Origin of the sequence: Candidatus Marithrix sp. Canyon 246 (assembly GCF_001723685.1) — a bacterium.
In the GTDB taxonomy this organism is placed as follows: Bacteria; Pseudomonadota; Gammaproteobacteria; order Beggiatoales; family Beggiatoaceae; genus Marithrix.
This window is the reverse complement of record NZ_MCBX01000044.1, coordinates 186,499-202,947: the sequence shown is the minus strand read 5'-3', so window position 1 is coordinate 202,947 and position 16,449 is coordinate 186,499. Positions and strand designations below refer to the sequence as shown.

Below are 16,449 nucleotides of genomic sequence, written 5' to 3'. Positions count from 1 at the left end.
AGATGTGTATAAGAGACAGGCAGCGAAACCCACCAATGTAGAATGTTGCTGAAACGGTGGGTTTCGCTGCCGCTCTACCCACCCTACAAATATTATTTTACATCATATTTTTGTCACATTCTTTTCTAAAGTTAAGGCGGATGCAACATCCAATCTACACAAACGTGCATACAATTGCCTATTAGTATCTTTACACATCAATAATAAACGAGCCACTTCTACACTTAACGTGGGTTCCCATTCTTCCAAATTAAAACGCGCCACTTGTTGTTCTAAAAATTCAAGCATAGGCTTTGCTAATTCAACATGATCCATATCATAACAAAAACGTGCTTGTTCTAACAGCCCAACAAATTTTTCACGTTGGTTTTTTGCCGATTGTATTGCATTTTGCAATACCAACAAACCCTCAGCAAATTTACCTTGACTGGCTAACTGTTTGGCTTCTTTAAGAGTTTTAAGCTCCTTCTCACCACCACCACCACTAACTGGTTCTGGTTCTGGTGAATTAGTTATTAAAACTTGTTCAGTTATCCAAACCTTAGTTTGAGCATCAGCAAAGGGCGTATCATCATTAAAACACAATTCTGGAAGTTTAGGAAAACGCCGCAAAAATGCTGCTAGTTCTTCTATAACAGCTTGTTTTGCATTATCATATTGTGATCCAAGTGCCTCAAGTGCAGTAACAGTAAAACGATGCGCATCCAACCAATAAGCATTTGCTGGCTGCACATCAGGATTTGCAAACATATTTTCCACTGCCTCAATTAAAGTCGCATATTCTTGTTGCTCTAATAACTGAAGAATTTGATTTTGAGGTGGAGCGGGAACCACAAATTTTCCATTTTGCAAAAATGGCATTTTTTCAATACTCATCCAAGCAGAAACACGTAAAATTCTATAAGGAAGCGGATCAGATAGTTTCTCTGCACGTTTTAGCTTAGCTACTTGATAGACTGTGCTATGACAACTTTTAAATGCTTTTTTAATGTCATTAGCAGATGCTACTGATTGAGTAGCAGGAATATCCAGTGCAGGAGGAGTAGGAGGAGAGGGTGCTTCTTCTTTTTTAGCTATAAAACTGAAATTTTTCTGATAAGTTTCAAATGGTTCACGCAATTCTCTTAAAACAGGTGCATTATCACCTAACTTCTCATTCAGAATAGTTTCAATCTCTTTGATTAGCTCCAGACAAGCACTAATTGTATCTTTTTCTTCATCTTTGGGTTCATGATCAGGTAATAGTTTACCAACCCTATCAGCTAACCAACTGATTTTACCACCACGCATTCTCGCTTTTTTCTTAGGCGGATAAGCGATGTCCCAATATTCTTGAATAATATCTCGAAGAATAGTAAAACCAACACGTAAACCAGCATAACCATCGCGTTCCCATAAACCACGACAAAGATAAGTCACAACTTCTAAATCCTTAGATTTATCACGTATAATAATAGTGCTGGTTTCAATCACATCGCGCCACTCAACAGTTTCGCCATGAAGAGAGCTTAACTTAGCAATTTCTTGAGTTAATTTCTCAAATTCTGGACTTTCATATTGCACTTGTTTTGGATCAGGCGCATCTTTACTAAGGGCAGTTTTTCCTATTTCTTCTAATGTCATGATATAAATGCATAAAAAAATTTTTTCGGTGGTAATCCATTATATAAAATCCTTTTATTTTCCTCATCCCACCAAATACTATATCTACCTTTAAATTTTGCTGCATCAAGATTCTCCAACTTGAGTTTGGATATATCTAACACAAATTGATCAAAATCAAAAGGTTCTTCAAGTGTAGAAAGAGCTAAATCATCCGCTTGGGCAAACCAATTTACAATCGCAGTATCAGTTAAACTATTCTCAGATATTTGAAATGGTAATTTTATAGCCACTGTTAATGGAAAATAACGTCCAACTTTATCAACACTAGGCATCATTAAGCCCAACCAAGACGAACTACCACACAAACCTGCACTTAGCAGAAAATGCCAGATAGGGCTGACTAAATACAATTCATCCCAATCTTTGCCCAATTGTTCACGACTACAAGCTAAACCTTGTTGTAGCCAAGTATCCCAAGGCTGCACAAAATCTTTAGCTAACCCTCTACGAATAAAATCACCTTTACAAGGTAATTTACCATAAAAACCATTCATTTAATTTAAGCGTTCTGGTAAGTTGAATGAAGACAATACATTGGAATCTACTAAATAAAAAGGATTAGCTATACTATTAACTCGCATTTTACATCGCATTACTGCATTTCCATCCTCACTCTGAAAACTTAGTTTATTTCCATCAACAAATTGCAATGTCTCAAGCATTCTAAACCATGCCCATTCACCATACTTTTCTACTGCTACTTGTGATTGCTCGCCAGTAATAAATTCTGCTTTGGCACCATTAGTTGGCCATTTTAACTTAGTTTCCCGTATTTTACCATAAGCATAAATAAATTCTTGTTCACCTAATAGCAATTTAAATTGACTTACATCATTACCACCCAAATAATGTGGTTTGATATAAAAACTCACAGAAGGTTCTGAATTTTTTTGGAAAAAGGCATCTTTAATAAGATCTACTTGTCTAAACAATCTTAATACATCACGAGATAAAGCTAATGGATTATCGCTAAATCGCCAACTTGCCTTATTAATATAAGCTTTTAAATTATCATTAAAAAATTTATCTAAGACTCCATCAGCTCCAAAAAAATTGGCAAATATTGCTAAAGGTATATCTTCACCTTGCTTGGATAAAGGATAATATCCCTTTAATTTATTATATTCAGCCACAATGTCAGATTGCCATTGATTATTTAGCTTGTTAAGTTTGTCTTGACGTTCTTTTTCACGCGCATCGGCTGCTTCAGCGGCTGCTTTTGCCGCAGCTTCAGCCTCTTTACGTGCCTTTTCACGTGCAGCTTCAGTCTCTTGACGTGCTAGTGCGCGTTCTTCAGCGGCTAACAGTGCTGCAACAGTCGCTTCTCTATGATCAACAATATTATTTGCTAAATAGTTAGAACGAATAATTAAATAATTCACCCACTCTTTTACTGGCGATTTAAGTTTCATTCTCTGAGCAAGACGTTTTAAATCACTAATAGCATCATTACGTTTAGTGCGTTTTATCTCTTCAGAAGGCTTGTTTAATAAATCACGTACTTTACCAAGTTGTTCTAATAAAGGATGAATGGCTTCTTTTTTAAAATTTTCTCCTTCAATTAGCTTAAACACCGGTTCAAATACATCTGCTACCACTAAAGCAATATCTTTGTCTTTTTTCTTTTTTCTCGCTTGATCTAATCTTCGTTTACGATTCAATATAGCAGCTGCTGTACTACTACCTAATGCTTGACCGATTTTTAGTGCCTGATCATCAACAATTTTATCAGTAACAGATTCACAAACCAATATAGTATTTTTTTGCAATTTTTGCAATAAACGACGCATAGGTGAATTAGGTATCGAAGCTGTATCAAGCATACGTACCATACTGTCAATATCCTTCAGTGAAATTATTTTCATTCCATAGACTAATGCTTTCCACTGTTTGATATATTCATCAAAATAAAGTTCTTCTACATCTCGTGTCAGCTTTTTAGTTTGAGTTTTATTCAGCAGGTTTTGTTGTTTAAGCCCCAAAACCCAATTCTCTTTCAGGCGATCCTTGACAACACGTTTGACTTCTTTTTTAAAGAAACCACAATAACCTTCATAAGTAAACAAACCGGGTATATCATTATAGTTCTTATAAAAAACTTCGCTTACTGATGCACCAACTTCTTTATTAAGCTTAAAACTAGGTAATTTATTCTCTTTAGCAAGTTGCTTTATTTGCCAGTATATTTGTAAAGCACGATCATTCTTCTGTAATATTGTTTGTGCTTTTTCCACTAATTTAGTGTCTGCTATTTCAGTCTGTTTAATAGGGATAATATTATTTAAACTGGTCTTTAAATGAGAAGCTAAGCGTATTTGTTCATCTTTAGTAATATTGTTGGAATTTTCCCACTCATAATTCATCCATAGTTCTAATAGTTCTGGATCAAGCTTATTAATATGTTTTTCTGTAAGCATTAAATAAACTTTAAGATTTTGATATAATAATTCCTCATTTTGATCAAATTCAGCCAGTTGATTGTATATATGTACAGCAACATGTCGCATAAAAACTCCATTAAGAACACGCTCATAAGCATCATGTGCCGAAGGTTTTAATTGATAACCTTGATATAAACCAAGTCGCATTGATATTGGTATATTATCTTCTTCAGGATATACTTTATCAGCATGTTGTAAACTATCGAGAGCAGGTAATACCCCTTTAAAATCAACTTTTGCTAGTTTTTCATGTTTACCTTTGCAACTGTTTTCTCTTTCTGCGCAATATTGTTTGACATCTTTGGCAATACTACTTATCTCTCTGCGGTTATTATCATAACTTACCCACCAAGCATAAGCCCCTAACAGAATGATTGCTGACACACCAACAATAGCAGCGCGTTGTAACCATAAACGTTGTTTTTCAAAGCGAAAATCTAAACCGACAATATCTGACTCAGGAAAAATAACCTTTTTAAATAAACGATTAACAAAATAACTGCGCCCTTTACCATGTTGTTCTGGTAATGCGTGTGATTCTAAACCAAAGCTTTGCACCGACGCACTCATAATGCGATCAATAGGTGAACCTTCTTGAGTGCCAGAAGTAAAATAAACGCCGCGTAAAAATGGTGCTGATTGAAACCTAGTTGGACGAAATAAACCTTGTAAAAACTCATTCAGCCCTTTTTTTAGAGAAATGATTTGTGCTGGAAAATTATAAACTAAAACTCGTCGCTGTAAGTTTCTTTCTTCTGCCACCCGCTGCAATAATTGAGTATTCAGCTTAGTCATTAATTGATCAAACTCTTCAGGGAATTGTCTAACCACATTTTCTTGCTCAGGCGGAAAAGTCATCCCCCAAACTTGGCTTCGTTCATTGGGCGTAAGACGCTCAAAAAATTCCATAAAACCTGCCATCAGATCACATTTAGTGAACAGCACATAAATCGGGAAACGAACTTTAAGCTGTTTATCTAATTCAGTTAAACGTTTTCTAATCGCACGAATATGATTGGTTGATTCATCTGGTGCCATGATATCCGTAATACTCAACACAATTAGAATACCATTGATTGGTCTGCGTTTACGGTATTTTTTCAATAAACCTAAAAAGCCTTGCCAAGTCTGCTTATCCACCGACTCATCACTATCTTGAGTAGTATAACGACCAGCAGTATCAAGTAAAATCGCCTCATCAGTAAACCACCAATCACAATCACGAGTTCCGCCCACACCTCGAATCGCATCTGGTCCAAATTCATCAGCCAAGGGAAAATTAAGTTTAGAATTTTTTAAAATTGTAGTTTTACCAGAACCGGGTGGTCCAATAATAACATACCAAGGTAGCTCATACAGATATTGATCACCATAACGTTTTTTACCACTGGCTTGGCGAAGAGTTTTTAAAGCATATTTAAAATGGTTTTGCAGCGAGGCTATTTCTTCATCAGCGACAGAAACAATATCTTCTGCCATCTCTTTACTTTTTTTGCGTTCTCGAAAATATAATAATAATACAATAGTCAACCAAATCAACCACAAAGGCAAAATAGTCAGCCAGCGATTTACAGAATCGCCTAATGAAACAATTAAAAAAGGTCCAGCAAACCAAACCAACAAAGATAGGGCAAATACACCGATGAAAGAAAAAATTACCCATTTTTTCTGAAGAAATTTAAACATGATTATTCCTTTTCTTGGCTAACAACCAAAACCTGTACAGACTGATTAATTTCATTATAAGTTTCATTATAACCATCTCTAGGCAATAATGGTTCTCTATAAGCACCTAAGCCTTCAACCGAAATAATTTTGACTGTGGGCAATTTATAGTCTTGTCTGCCCTTCAAATATCTGCGTACACTCTGAGCGCGTTTTTCTGATAATCTCTGATTATAAACATCAGCACCCGGTGGTATAGGCGAAGCACGACCAATAATTCTAACCCCAATATTATTATAATCACCATTAGCATTCACACGATCAATAAATTTCTGCAAAACTTCTTTGTGTAAGCTTGTTAAACGATCACCTCTAGTGATAAATTTTAGTATATAGCTTCTATATTCGCCATCAAAAGGTTTTGGTTCAGGTGGAGGAGCAGGAGGTGGTTCTTCTACATTCGGTAAATTAACCAACATCAATTTTGGCTTAATGTTTTGCAATTGAATATCAACTGGATAAGATTTATTAGTGATTTCATATCGAAACCCTGTATAAGTCATAACCAAACTTGCAAACATCACAACAGCAATTAACCATAATGGGATATGACGTATTAAATTGTCACGTTTTTCGACTCCATGCCAATGAGGTGACAGTTCTGGATCAAATTCACCGCGATGTCGGCGAATTTGATCATATAAATCTTGACGAATTCTTTCTACTTCATGTTGTTTAACAAGTTTATAAGTTCCTTCAAAACCAAAGGCTAAACACAAATACATAACTTCAAGTAAGTCTAAATTGCGAGATGGATCATCACGAGCATCTTGCAAAATATCAAAAAACTTCTCCCCACCCCACGTATCACCATGAAATTCAACTAATAAAGGTTTTTCTAACCAAAAACTATCCCCACCCCACGGAGTTTCCATTACGGTTTCATCTAAAAAAGCACATAAAGCATAACTGGCATTATTGAGTTTTTCATTATCAATACCATCATCTCTAGCCTTGCGAACAAAATCCTGAACTTCCGTTCCTATTTGTTTACGCAACTGAACCACACCGGGATCATGAATTTGGTTACTAAGCTGAGAAGCAAGTGATAACAAAGTTCCTGCTGCCTGAATCAAAGAATTCAGCCCATTATTAACCACTACAGGAGCAGAATATCGTTGTCTTAGTCGCCTCCCCGGGCTTGGTCGTTTTATTTTCGTTATATCATCATTGTACATTCTTAATTGCCCATAACTCTAATTCAATATCCTCAAATTTATTTCCAATATGAATAGCCAATCCGCCAGAATTGGACATATCTTTCCAATAATCATTTTCCTGATCCAATTCAAAATATACAAAACCACCATGAATTGGAATTTGACGAGGTACAGCGCGTGTCACAATGACTCTAACTCCGGGTAAATTTAATTTTACCATACGCTGTATTCTCTCAACAGCCCCAATTTTCACTTGTTTTGGAAATTCATTAACTAATACCTCATTAGAAACCTTGGCTTTGACAGCTAGCAAAAAATGCGCCTTATCAAGCAAATCATGCACATTGATTTCACCAATAGTTTCTGCCATAGGTGCAACATAAAGACCCACAGCTTGTCCCGGTCCACGATATTGTAAGGGAATAGCAAACACATTTTGATCAATTTCTAGGCTCAAAGCTTGCCGCAGATCATCCATCACTGGTTTAAAAGTTGCCTGTAAATCATAATGAAGATAAGGTGGAAACTGCTTAGGTCGTTTATTATCATGAGTAAAAGTTGCAAATTCACCCGCCATTTGCACTATTTCACGATAAAAACTTTCAGGATGAATAGTGGCAAGCTCAGTAAAATGCCACAACAGCGGCTCAAAACGATTAACCGTTTGCAACAACATAAAATCACTAATTTCCGCAAGCCCACGTCCACTCTCAGTAGCACGTAATGCCAATGCCTGACCTCGATAACGCAATAATCCTAATAATTCTTTAATATAACCACTTAATTTAGATATGGCATGACAATTCAAACTAGGTGCTATAAAATCCTCATCAAGTATAACGTTATTAGCCCTAACTTCCTTAATCTTAGCAACTCCTACATAAGCATACTCACCTCGCATCTCATGCTCTAATACAAAACGCAAACGCAACTGAGCAACATTAATATTAATATCATCGACTGAAGATTCTTTGGTGGCATAACGATTTAAACCATTACTCTTATTAAGCGGCAAAGCCAGAAAAACAATTTCATTATTTAAATTATCTTCAATATCAATAGGAGAAGGAGAAGCAATTTCATCTGGTATATTTACAACCATACCATCTGGTAACACAGCTCGACACTTTTGCAAAGCAAACTTACCTAAAGACAACATTTCTTGATCAATAGAAAGCGACTCAACTCCCCAAGTATAAGGGCGCAAACCACTACAACGAGATTCTAATAAATACTCAAAATAACGATCTTGTTGTTGAAAATGTTGTGGACGAATAAATAAACCTTCAGACCAAACAACTTTTGAATTATTCATATTTTTTCCTCACAATTTAATAATTACGTCTATTCAAGCGTGCTATTTGCTCTTCATAAGCTTCAGCCAAGGCTTTACTCAGCAAATCGTTGATTTCTAATTCATTATGAAGTTGAACAAATTGTTTCCATTTAGAACCATCTGAATTAAATAATTTATTTTGTTGTGCTACAATTTTTTCTATTTTTTGAGGGGAAAATTCTTTCATAGTATTGTCCAAACCACCCATAATGCCCGCACCCATAGCTAGCAAATGAGCTTCCACATTTTCAAATCCCTCTTGAATAGCATCAAGCATTGGAAGATAGCCTTTACGTTGCAACAACATTATCTCTATAGCCATATTAGGATCTTGAATGACTTTTAATGGATTATTCATTTTGCCATTAAATCTAGTTTCTTCTATATCATTTGCAAATTTGAATTTTTTTCTTACTTCAACCAGTTTAATAAGCCCTTCTATAGTTTCTCTAAAAGCTTGACCCAAATTTCTCATTAAATTAGGGTCAAGTTTTTCAATTGGCAAATCTAAGCCAGCACCTTCTAAAAACGCATGAATAATATCATAATCTTGTTCTTGTATGCTTCGATTTGTTGACACCTCTGGTATAGGTTTGATAAAATCATCATTATTAGTTGGTTTGGGTTTTGCTTTTGGTTTTGGTGGTTCAAGTTTATCAGCTTCTATATTCACTTGAATATCATAATCACCAATATATAAAATATCACCATTATTTAATTGATGTTCTTCATTTTGAAAAAACTGAGGTTCAGAATTACCCATACTGAGGATACTAGTACCATTACTGCTATGATCAATTATATAATAAGCATCATTTTTATATTGAATTGTTGCATGTTTACGTGATACAAAATCATCAAGTAATATCCAGTCATTTGCAGTTTCATTACCTATTTTTCCGCCAGTATCAAAGCTAATCATTGGTATTTGATCAGCTGGTAAATCTTGGGGTTCCACAATACTAAATTTTATAGTCATAATTAAAAATGTTAAATATAGATTTAAGATCCTTATTCAATCGACTCAATACCTATTGCACCCGTTCTATGGAAGGCGCGGCTGGGCTTTGTTTCACTCGTGGTAATTATGAAGTGTCTATTGAGCATGTACTACTTATGTTGATTGAAGATCAGGATCGAGATTTTCAACTGATATTACATCATTATAATATTGATCTCGTCAAAGTTGAAACAAGCTTACAACATGCCATAGAAATTAATAAAACTGGAAATACCAGTAAGCCCGTATTTTCACCCTTATTGATAGAATTAATTCAAGAAGCTTGGATGCGTGCTTCAGTCGAAATGAAATTGGATGAAATTCGCTCTGGAGTATTAATTGCCACTTTAATTGCTAATTCTAGCCGCTATGGGCAAGCCGATTATTTTGATATTTTAACAGAAATTCCTAGCGATGATTTGCGCCGCAATTTTTTAGATATCACAGCAGCTTCTAAAGAACAAGCTACTGCTGAAAAAACTACACAGCGTCATCGCGAAGATACAGCCTTGGGTAAATATGCAATTGATTTTACTGGACAAGCACGAGCTGGAAAAATTGATCCAGTATTTTGTCGTGATCGAGAAATTCGCCAAATAATTGACATTCTCAGCCGCCGTCGTAAAAATAACCCTATAGCTGTTGGGGAAGCTGGTGTAGGTAAAACCGCAGTGGTTGAAGGGCTTGCACTTAAAATTGTTGAAGGTGATGTTCCTGATGTTCTAAAAAATGTGGAAATTTATGGACTAGATTTAGGCTTATTACAAGCTGGTGCTAGTGTGAAAGGTGAATTTGAAAATCGCCTCAAATCTGTGATTCAAGAAGTCAAATCATCAGCTAAACCAATTATTTTGTTTATTGATGAAGCACATAGCTTAATTGGTGCCGGTGGGCAAGCTGGTGGCGGTGATGCAGCTAATTTACTTAAACCTGCTCTGGCAAGAGGTGAACTTCGTACTATTGCCGCTACTACTTGGTCAGAATACAAAAAATATTTTGAAAAAGACGCTGCCTTAGCTAGACGTTTTCAACTGGTCAAATTGGATGAACCTTCAGCTGAAGAAGCAGTAATTATTATACGAGGATTACGCGATAAATATGAACAAGCACATGGCATCTATATACGCGATGATGCAGTAGTAGCCGCTGCTAAGTTTTCAGCGCGTTATATTACTGGTCGTCAATTGCCCGATAAAGCTGTAGATGTTTTAGATACTGCGGCAGCGCGAGTTAAAATCAGTATCACCGCTAAACCAGCACATATAGATGATTTAGAACGTCAAATTCAAACTTTAGAACGAGAATTAGCTGCTATTAATAGGGACATTGAAGCTCATTTACGCACTGAAGATGAATCTACAACCAAGCTAACTGATAAAATAGATCAACTCAAGCAAAAACTAGAACAAATCACACCACGCTGGGAAAAAGAACAAGCGGCAGTAAATACTGTTCTGGATTTACGTAAAGGCAAAGATCAATCAGAACTAGATAGTGCTATGATAGCATTATCAGAAATTCAAGGCAATAAGCCACTTATTCACTATGAAGTAACACCAGAAGTAGTTAATCAAGTGATTGCTGATTGGACTGGAATTCCAGTTGGTAAAATGGTGAAGGATGAAATACAATCAATTTTATCTTTTCAACAAGATTTGGCTAAACGTATTAAGGGGCAAAATAATGCAATTGCCGCCTTTGATAAAGGTATTCGTGCAGCCAAAGCCGGATTAAATAATCCAAATGCCCCATTAGGAGTATTCTTATTAGTTGGACCTAGTGGAGTGGGAAAAACCGAAACCGCGTTAAGTATAGCCGATTTACTGTTTGGTGGTGAACGGTTTATGGTTAGCATAAATATGTCTGAATTTCAAGAAAAACATACCGTATCTCGCCTAATTGGCTCACCACCGGGTTATGTGGGTTATGGCGAAGGTGGAATATTGACCGAAGCAGTGCGCCAAAGACCCTACTCAGTTGTATTATTAGATGAAGTCGAAAAAGCCGATTTAGAAGTAATGAACTTATTTTATCAAGTATTTGATAAAGGAGTATTATCAGATGGCGAAGGTAGGCTTATTGATTTCAAAAACACCATCATTTTTCTAACTAGCAATTTAGCTGATAATATAATTACGCAAACATGCTCCCAAGAACAAAATCCATCATTAGAAACATTAGTAGAAGCAATACGTCCCACCCTAAGTAAGCACTTTAAACCAGCATTATTAGCGCGTATGGAAATAGTTCCATTTATGCCAATTCATCATACAGCTATGGCTGAAATTGTTCATACTAAATTAGAACAATTAGCAACACGCTTACAAGAAAAAATACAATTTACTTATCAAGATCAAGTAGTAGAACAAATAGTTAAACGCTGCACCGAAGTAGAAACTGGTGCTCGCAACATTGATCACATAATTAACCGCAACCTATTACCCCGTTTAGCTAACGAAATGTTAGTACAAATGAGTCAAGAAAATTTAGCAGATACACTAGAAGTTAGAATTGACGACAACGGGGATTTTGAGATTGTTTAAACCAGAATTAAACCAGCTATTAAATCACATAGTCAGCACAGCACGGCAAATCACAAATGCCCAAGCTGGGCGGCTCTATGTTCTTGATCAAACCAAACGCTACCTGTATCCACAAGTATCACAAAACCAATTAATAGCTGTTTCCATTGACGATTTAAAGCATATTTCAATAAATAATATGGAGAATATTTGCGCATATTGCGCCTTCTCCGGCAAACTTATAAATATAGCTGATATTTATCATTACTCTGGATTTGATACTAGTGATATATATGAATATGATCAACAAATAGGCTATAAAACCCAATCACTGCTAACAGTGCCACTACGTAGTTATGCCAATATTACCAGCGGTATTTTACAATTAATCAACTACCATCCTGACAAAAAAATCCAGCCATTTCCACAAACACTAGAAAACTTAGTCAAAGCCTTTGCCTCACAAGCAGCGGTGGCATTAGACAATGCCCAATTAATAAAAGAAAATGCTAGTTTGATTAAATTGTTAGAAACAGAAAATATTGAATTAAAAAGAAAAATAGCCAAACAAAGCAACTTGAGGGATACTTTTATTGGCGACAGTGCCGCTATGAAACAAGTTTTTAATTTGATGGAAAAAGTCTTAGATTCAGATGCAACAGTATTAATACGTGGAGAAACTGGCACTGGAAAAGAACTAATAGCAGCGGCTATTCATAAAAATAGTAACCGCAACAAAGGTTCATTTATTACCCAAAACTGTGCCGCTTTACCAGAAAACCTTTTAGAAAGTGAACTATTTGGATATAAGCGTGGAGCTTTTAGTGGTGCAATTAAAGATAAAATTGGATTAATTGAAGCAGCAAATGGAGGCACTTTATTTTTAGATGAAATTGGTGATATGCCAATTAACTTACAAGCAAAACTATTACGAGTATTACAAGAAAAACAAGTACGCCCATTAGGATCACTAGAAACTAAAACAATAAATTTACGTATAATCACAGCAACACACTGCAAATTAGAAAACCTAATTAAAGAAGGGCAATTTCGTGAAGACTTATACTACCGCCTAAATGTGTTTCCGATTGAACTACCACCACTACGAGCGCGTAAAGAAGATATACCAGCCCTATTGCAACACTTTTTAAAGCAATATGCAACACGTTACAACAAAGCATTACCAAGTTTTTCCACAGCAGCCTTTGATATATTATTACATTATGACTACCCGGGCAATGTACGAGAATTACAAAACATTATTGAACGAACAATATTACTCTGCTCAGGCAACAACATCATGCCAGAACATTTAGATAAAAAACTAAGCAAACACACAAGCGTCACTCCAAAAACCAAATTAAAAGCAAGCCTGCAAAACTACGAAAAACAAATAATTGAAAAAGCCCTAAAAACCAACCAATGGAACCAAACCCTCACAGCCAAAGAATTAGACATATCACGTCGAAGCTTAGTAGGAAAAATTAGTTTCTATAAACTTTCAGAAAAATAAAAACTCTCAGACCTTTAACTAACTATAAAAACTATCAGACCTGACAGGTTTTTAAAACCTGTCAGGTCTTTAGGTCATTAACTAACTATAAAAATTATCAGACCTGACAGGTTTTTAAAACCTGTCAGGTCTAGTGAGCAAAAATTTTCTCACTGAGCAAAATTTTGCTCACTTGTAAAAAGTGCTGATATATATACATCATAAATAGCAGTAAAATATTGGTGTTAGCTTTTAATTAACATGAAATTAATTTCAGACAAAATCCATATTTTTGATTTTAGTGCGCAAAAATTTTCTCACTAAATAAATATAGGATTAAATTACAATGTGCTAATTTAGCATTAAATTCAAATATATATAACAAAATAGACCAATTGGCACATATATAGCTAAACCTATTGACTCAATATTTCATAAATTGGAGCTAAACAATGCCTCAAGTTGCTTATATAACAATCACTGGATCCAAGCAAGGTCTTATCACCGCAGGTTGTAATACCCCAGAAAGTGTTGGTAACAAATATCAACAAGATCATACAGATGAAAGCACTGTGATTCAATTTAATCACGAATTAATGATTCCTCGTGATCCTCAAACTGGTCAACCTACTGGACAACGGGTACATAAACCACTATGCTTTAAGAAACGCTATGACAAAGCATCTCCTTTGTTGTTTCAAGCTTTATGCAGTGGTGAACGATTGACAGAAGTCGAAATTAAATGGTATCGTACCACAATGGATGGTACTCAAGAACACTACTTTACCCACACACTTACAGATGCACTTCTTATTAATATAGAAGGAGATATGACACTAGCTACTGATGTTAGCTTGGATTATCGGGATCATGAAGAAACCCTTTGTATGACATATCGTAAGATTGTATGGAAACATGTAGTAGCCGGAACCGAAGGTAGCGATGACTGGCGAGCACCTAAGACTTAAATATTAACATTTTAACTAATAAGGGCATCCACAAGGGATTGCCCCTACTGATATGCAAACTTTACCAGCCAATATTGAACGTTATCTATTTACATTAAGCGGTTCTAATGACGAATTGCGTGTAGTTAGTTTTGGAGTCACTGAGGGAATTTCTCAACTATTCAGCATTGATTTAGAATTAGTGGCGGAAAATGATGAATTAGACTTTGAAGCAATTGTTGGGCAAGCAGGTTCCTTAACTCTACAACAGTATGAAGAGGAAGAACCACGTTATTTTCATGGTATTATCAGCCGCTTTGAACAAGCTATTAGTGGTTTGCGTTTTACTACTTATAACATCACATTAGTGCCTAAAATATGGTACTTAATGCACCGACATAATTGCCGCATTTTTCAAAAAATGAGTGTGCGTGATATTGTTCAAAAAATTCTGAATGAATTAGGTGTGCCGGGTGATGAATATCGTTTTGTGTTAAAAAATGAGCCTCCTAAACGTGAATATTGTGTTCAATATCGGGAATCAGAGTTTGATTTTATTAGTCGTCTGCTTGAAGAAGAAGGAATTTTTTACTTTTTTGAACATCAAGACAATAAACATATTTTAGTAATGGGGAATAGTTCATCGGCTCATCTAGCGATTCAGGGAGAAAATAAGATAATTTTCCACGAACCTCGCCCCGGGCAAGTTGCCGATGAAGCACATATTTATAGTTTTAATTATACTCAAGAGATCATTTCAGGCAAAGTAAGTTTAAAAGATTACAACTTTAAAAAACCCGCATTAAACTTAAAAGGCGAACAAACCGCCACTAAAAATAAAGATTTAGAAGTTTATGATTATCCGGGTAAATTTGAAGAGCCTGAACGTGGCAAACATCTAGCCAAAGTACGCTTAGAAGAATATCAAACAGTTAAAAAAGTTGCTAATGGCGCAACTACTTGTACACAATTTGCCGCTGGTTTTTTCTTTAGCATGGAAGAATACCCTAGAGATTCTTTTAATAACAAATATTTAATTACTCAACACCAAGTATCAGGCAACCAACCACAAGTTCTCGAAGAAACCGCCGGAGAAGGTGGTACCACTTTTTCTAGTAGTTTTGAATGTATTCCCTTTGAAGTTCCCTACCGCCCAGATATAATTACCCCTAAACCAGTTGTCGAAGGCAGCCAAACAGCATTTGTAGTTGGACCCAAAGGTGAGGAAATTTATACCAACGAACATGGACAAATTAAAGTCCAATTTCACTGGGATAGAGAAGGCAGAATGGATGAGAACAGCTCAATTTGGATTAGAGTAAGCCAATTATGGGCTGGCAGAAGCTGGGGCGCGATGTATATTCCGCGAGTTGGACAAGAAGTTATAGTTGACTTTCTTGAAGGTGATCCAGATAGACCAATTATTACAGGACGAGTTTATCATGGAACTAATAAACCTCCATATCCGTTACCAGCAGAAAAAACCAAAAGCACCATAAAATCCAACTCCTCAAAAGGCGGAGGAGGATTTAACGAAATTCGCCTAGAGGACAAAAAAGGCAAAGAACAAGTATTTATTCATGCCGAAAAAGATTATGACCTGCGAATAAAAAATGACCGCAGAGAACACATTGGAAAAGACCAAAACCTAACAGTCAAAGAAAACGCCAAACACCTAATAGAAAAAAACAATAATCTAACAGTAAAAGGCAATGACACTACCCAAGTAATTGGACATCAATCTAGTGAAATTAAAAAAAGCCTCCATGAAAAAATAGGCAAAGGCTATTTCAATGACACTGGAATGCAAATTCACTTCAAAGCAGGACAAAAAATAGTCATAGATGCCGGCATGGACATTACCCTAAATGCTGGAGGCAGCTTTGTAAGAATAAACGCCAGCGGCGTAACAATTCAGGGTCCAATGATAAAAATCAACAGTGGCGGCTCTGCTGGCAAAATCAAAGCAGCCAAACCCAAAACCCCAAAACAACCTCAAGAAGCCGACAATGCCAAACCCGGAGAACAATTTAAAGTTCCCCCAGTAGAAAAAGTCTGGGAAGCCATAGCATTAGATTTTCCAACCCTAATGGCTCAAAAATTAACGTTAAAAGAAGCGGCTAAGAATGGCACACCATTTTGTGCAACATGTGGTAAATAA

At 35.9% G+C, this 16,449-nt stretch carries 10 protein-coding genes; 4 read left to right on the top strand and 6 right to left on the bottom strand.

Features of this window, described 5'->3' with window-relative positions; all coding sequences use genetic code 11:
• Positions 1–102: 102 nt before the first annotated feature.
• The 6 genes from tssA to BHU68_RS16140 are packed head-to-tail and all read right to left on the bottom strand — an operon-like array spanning position 103 to position 9,306.
• Positions 103–1,623, bottom strand: a complete 1,521-nt coding sequence (gene tssA, locus BHU68_RS16165; protein WP_069472315.1) for a type VI secretion system protein TssA — start codon at positions 1,621–1,623, stop codon at positions 103–105.
• On the bottom strand, positions 1,620–2,159 hold the full coding sequence (gene tagF, locus BHU68_RS16160) for a type VI secretion system-associated protein TagF (protein WP_069472314.1): 540 nt from the start codon (positions 2,157–2,159) through the stop codon (positions 1,620–1,622). Before tagF ends, tssA begins: the two co-directional genes overlap by 4 nt.
• Positions 2,160–5,792, bottom strand: coding sequence for a type VI secretion system membrane subunit TssM (tssM, locus tag BHU68_RS16155; protein WP_069472313.1), 3,633 nt, complete (start codon positions 5,790–5,792; stop codon positions 2,160–2,162).
• A 2-nt stretch (positions 5,793–5,794) separates the two neighbouring features.
• A complete protein-coding gene (icmH, locus tag BHU68_RS16150) occupies positions 5,795–7,009 on the bottom strand; it encodes a type IVB secretion system protein IcmH/DotU (RefSeq protein WP_069472312.1) in 1,215 nt (404 codons plus the stop codon).
• Positions 6,999–8,306 (bottom strand): type VI secretion system baseplate subunit TssK, encoded by a 1,308-nt coding sequence (gene tssK / locus BHU68_RS16145; protein WP_069472311.1) that lies wholly within the window; start codon positions 8,304–8,306, stop codon positions 6,999–7,001. The genes icmH and tssK overlap by 11 nt, the downstream gene beginning before the upstream one ends.
• A 16-nt stretch (positions 8,307–8,322) precedes the next feature.
• Positions 8,323–9,306 carry a type VI secretion system-associated FHA domain protein gene (locus BHU68_RS16140; RefSeq protein ID WP_069472310.1) on the bottom strand — a complete coding sequence of 328 codons (984 nt, stop codon included), beginning with the start codon at positions 9,304–9,306 and terminating at the stop codon, positions 8,323–8,325.
• An 8-nt stretch (positions 9,307–9,314) separates the two neighbouring features.
• Here BHU68_RS16140 and tssH point away from each other — a divergent pair, with 8 nt between their 5' ends.
• The 4 genes from tssH (at position 9,315) to BHU68_RS16120 (ending at position 16,449) form a co-directional block, all read left to right on the top strand.
• Positions 9,315–11,870, top strand: coding sequence for a type VI secretion system ATPase TssH (gene tssH / locus BHU68_RS16135; protein WP_069472309.1), 2,556 nt, complete (start codon positions 9,315–9,317; stop codon positions 11,868–11,870).
• Positions 11,863–13,362 (top strand): sigma-54-dependent Fis family transcriptional regulator, encoded by a 1,500-nt coding sequence (locus BHU68_RS16130; protein ID WP_069472308.1) that lies wholly within the window; start codon positions 11,863–11,865, stop codon positions 13,360–13,362. The genes tssH and BHU68_RS16130 overlap by 8 nt, the downstream gene beginning before the upstream one ends.
• Before the next feature lie 431 nt (positions 13,363–13,793).
• Positions 13,794–14,309 (top strand): Hcp family type VI secretion system effector, encoded by a 516-nt coding sequence (locus BHU68_RS16125; RefSeq protein ID WP_069472307.1) that lies wholly within the window; start codon positions 13,794–13,796, stop codon positions 14,307–14,309.
• A gap of 52 nt (positions 14,310–14,361) precedes the next feature.
• Positions 14,362–16,449, top strand: coding sequence for a type VI secretion system Vgr family protein (locus BHU68_RS16120; protein ID WP_069472306.1), 2,088 nt, complete (start codon positions 14,362–14,364; stop codon positions 16,447–16,449).

What these genes read in the sequence shown, in the direction of transcription:
- BHU68_RS16125 (WP_069472307.1), top strand. Translation starts at nt 13,794, where the DNA reads ATGCCTCAAGTTGCTTATATAACAATCACTGGATCCAAGCAAGGTCTT.
- BHU68_RS16120 (WP_069472306.1), top strand. Translation starts at nt 14,362, where the DNA reads ATGCAAACTTTACCAGCCAATATTGAACGTTATCTATTTACATTAAGC.
- tssA (WP_069472315.1), bottom strand. Translation starts at nt 1,623, where the DNA reads ATGACATTAGAAGAAATAGGAAAAACTGCCCTTAGTAAAGATGCGCCT.
- tssH (WP_069472309.1), top strand. Translation starts at nt 9,315, where the DNA reads ATGTTAAATATAGATTTAAGATCCTTATTCAATCGACTCAATACCTAT.
- tssM (WP_069472313.1), bottom strand. Translation starts at nt 5,792, where the DNA reads ATGTTTAAATTTCTTCAGAAAAAATGGGTAATTTTTTCTTTCATCGGT.
- icmH (WP_069472312.1), bottom strand. Translation starts at nt 7,009, where the DNA reads ATGTACAATGATGATATAACGAAAATAAAACGACCAAGCCCGGGGAGG.
- tssK (WP_069472311.1), bottom strand. Translation starts at nt 8,306, where the DNA reads ATGAATAATTCAAAAGTTGTTTGGTCTGAAGGTTTATTTATTCGTCCA.
- tagF (WP_069472314.1), bottom strand. Translation starts at nt 2,159, where the DNA reads ATGAATGGTTTTTATGGTAAATTACCTTGTAAAGGTGATTTTATTCGT.
- BHU68_RS16140 (WP_069472310.1), bottom strand. Translation starts at nt 9,306, where the DNA reads ATGACTATAAAATTTAGTATTGTGGAACCCCAAGATTTACCAGCTGAT.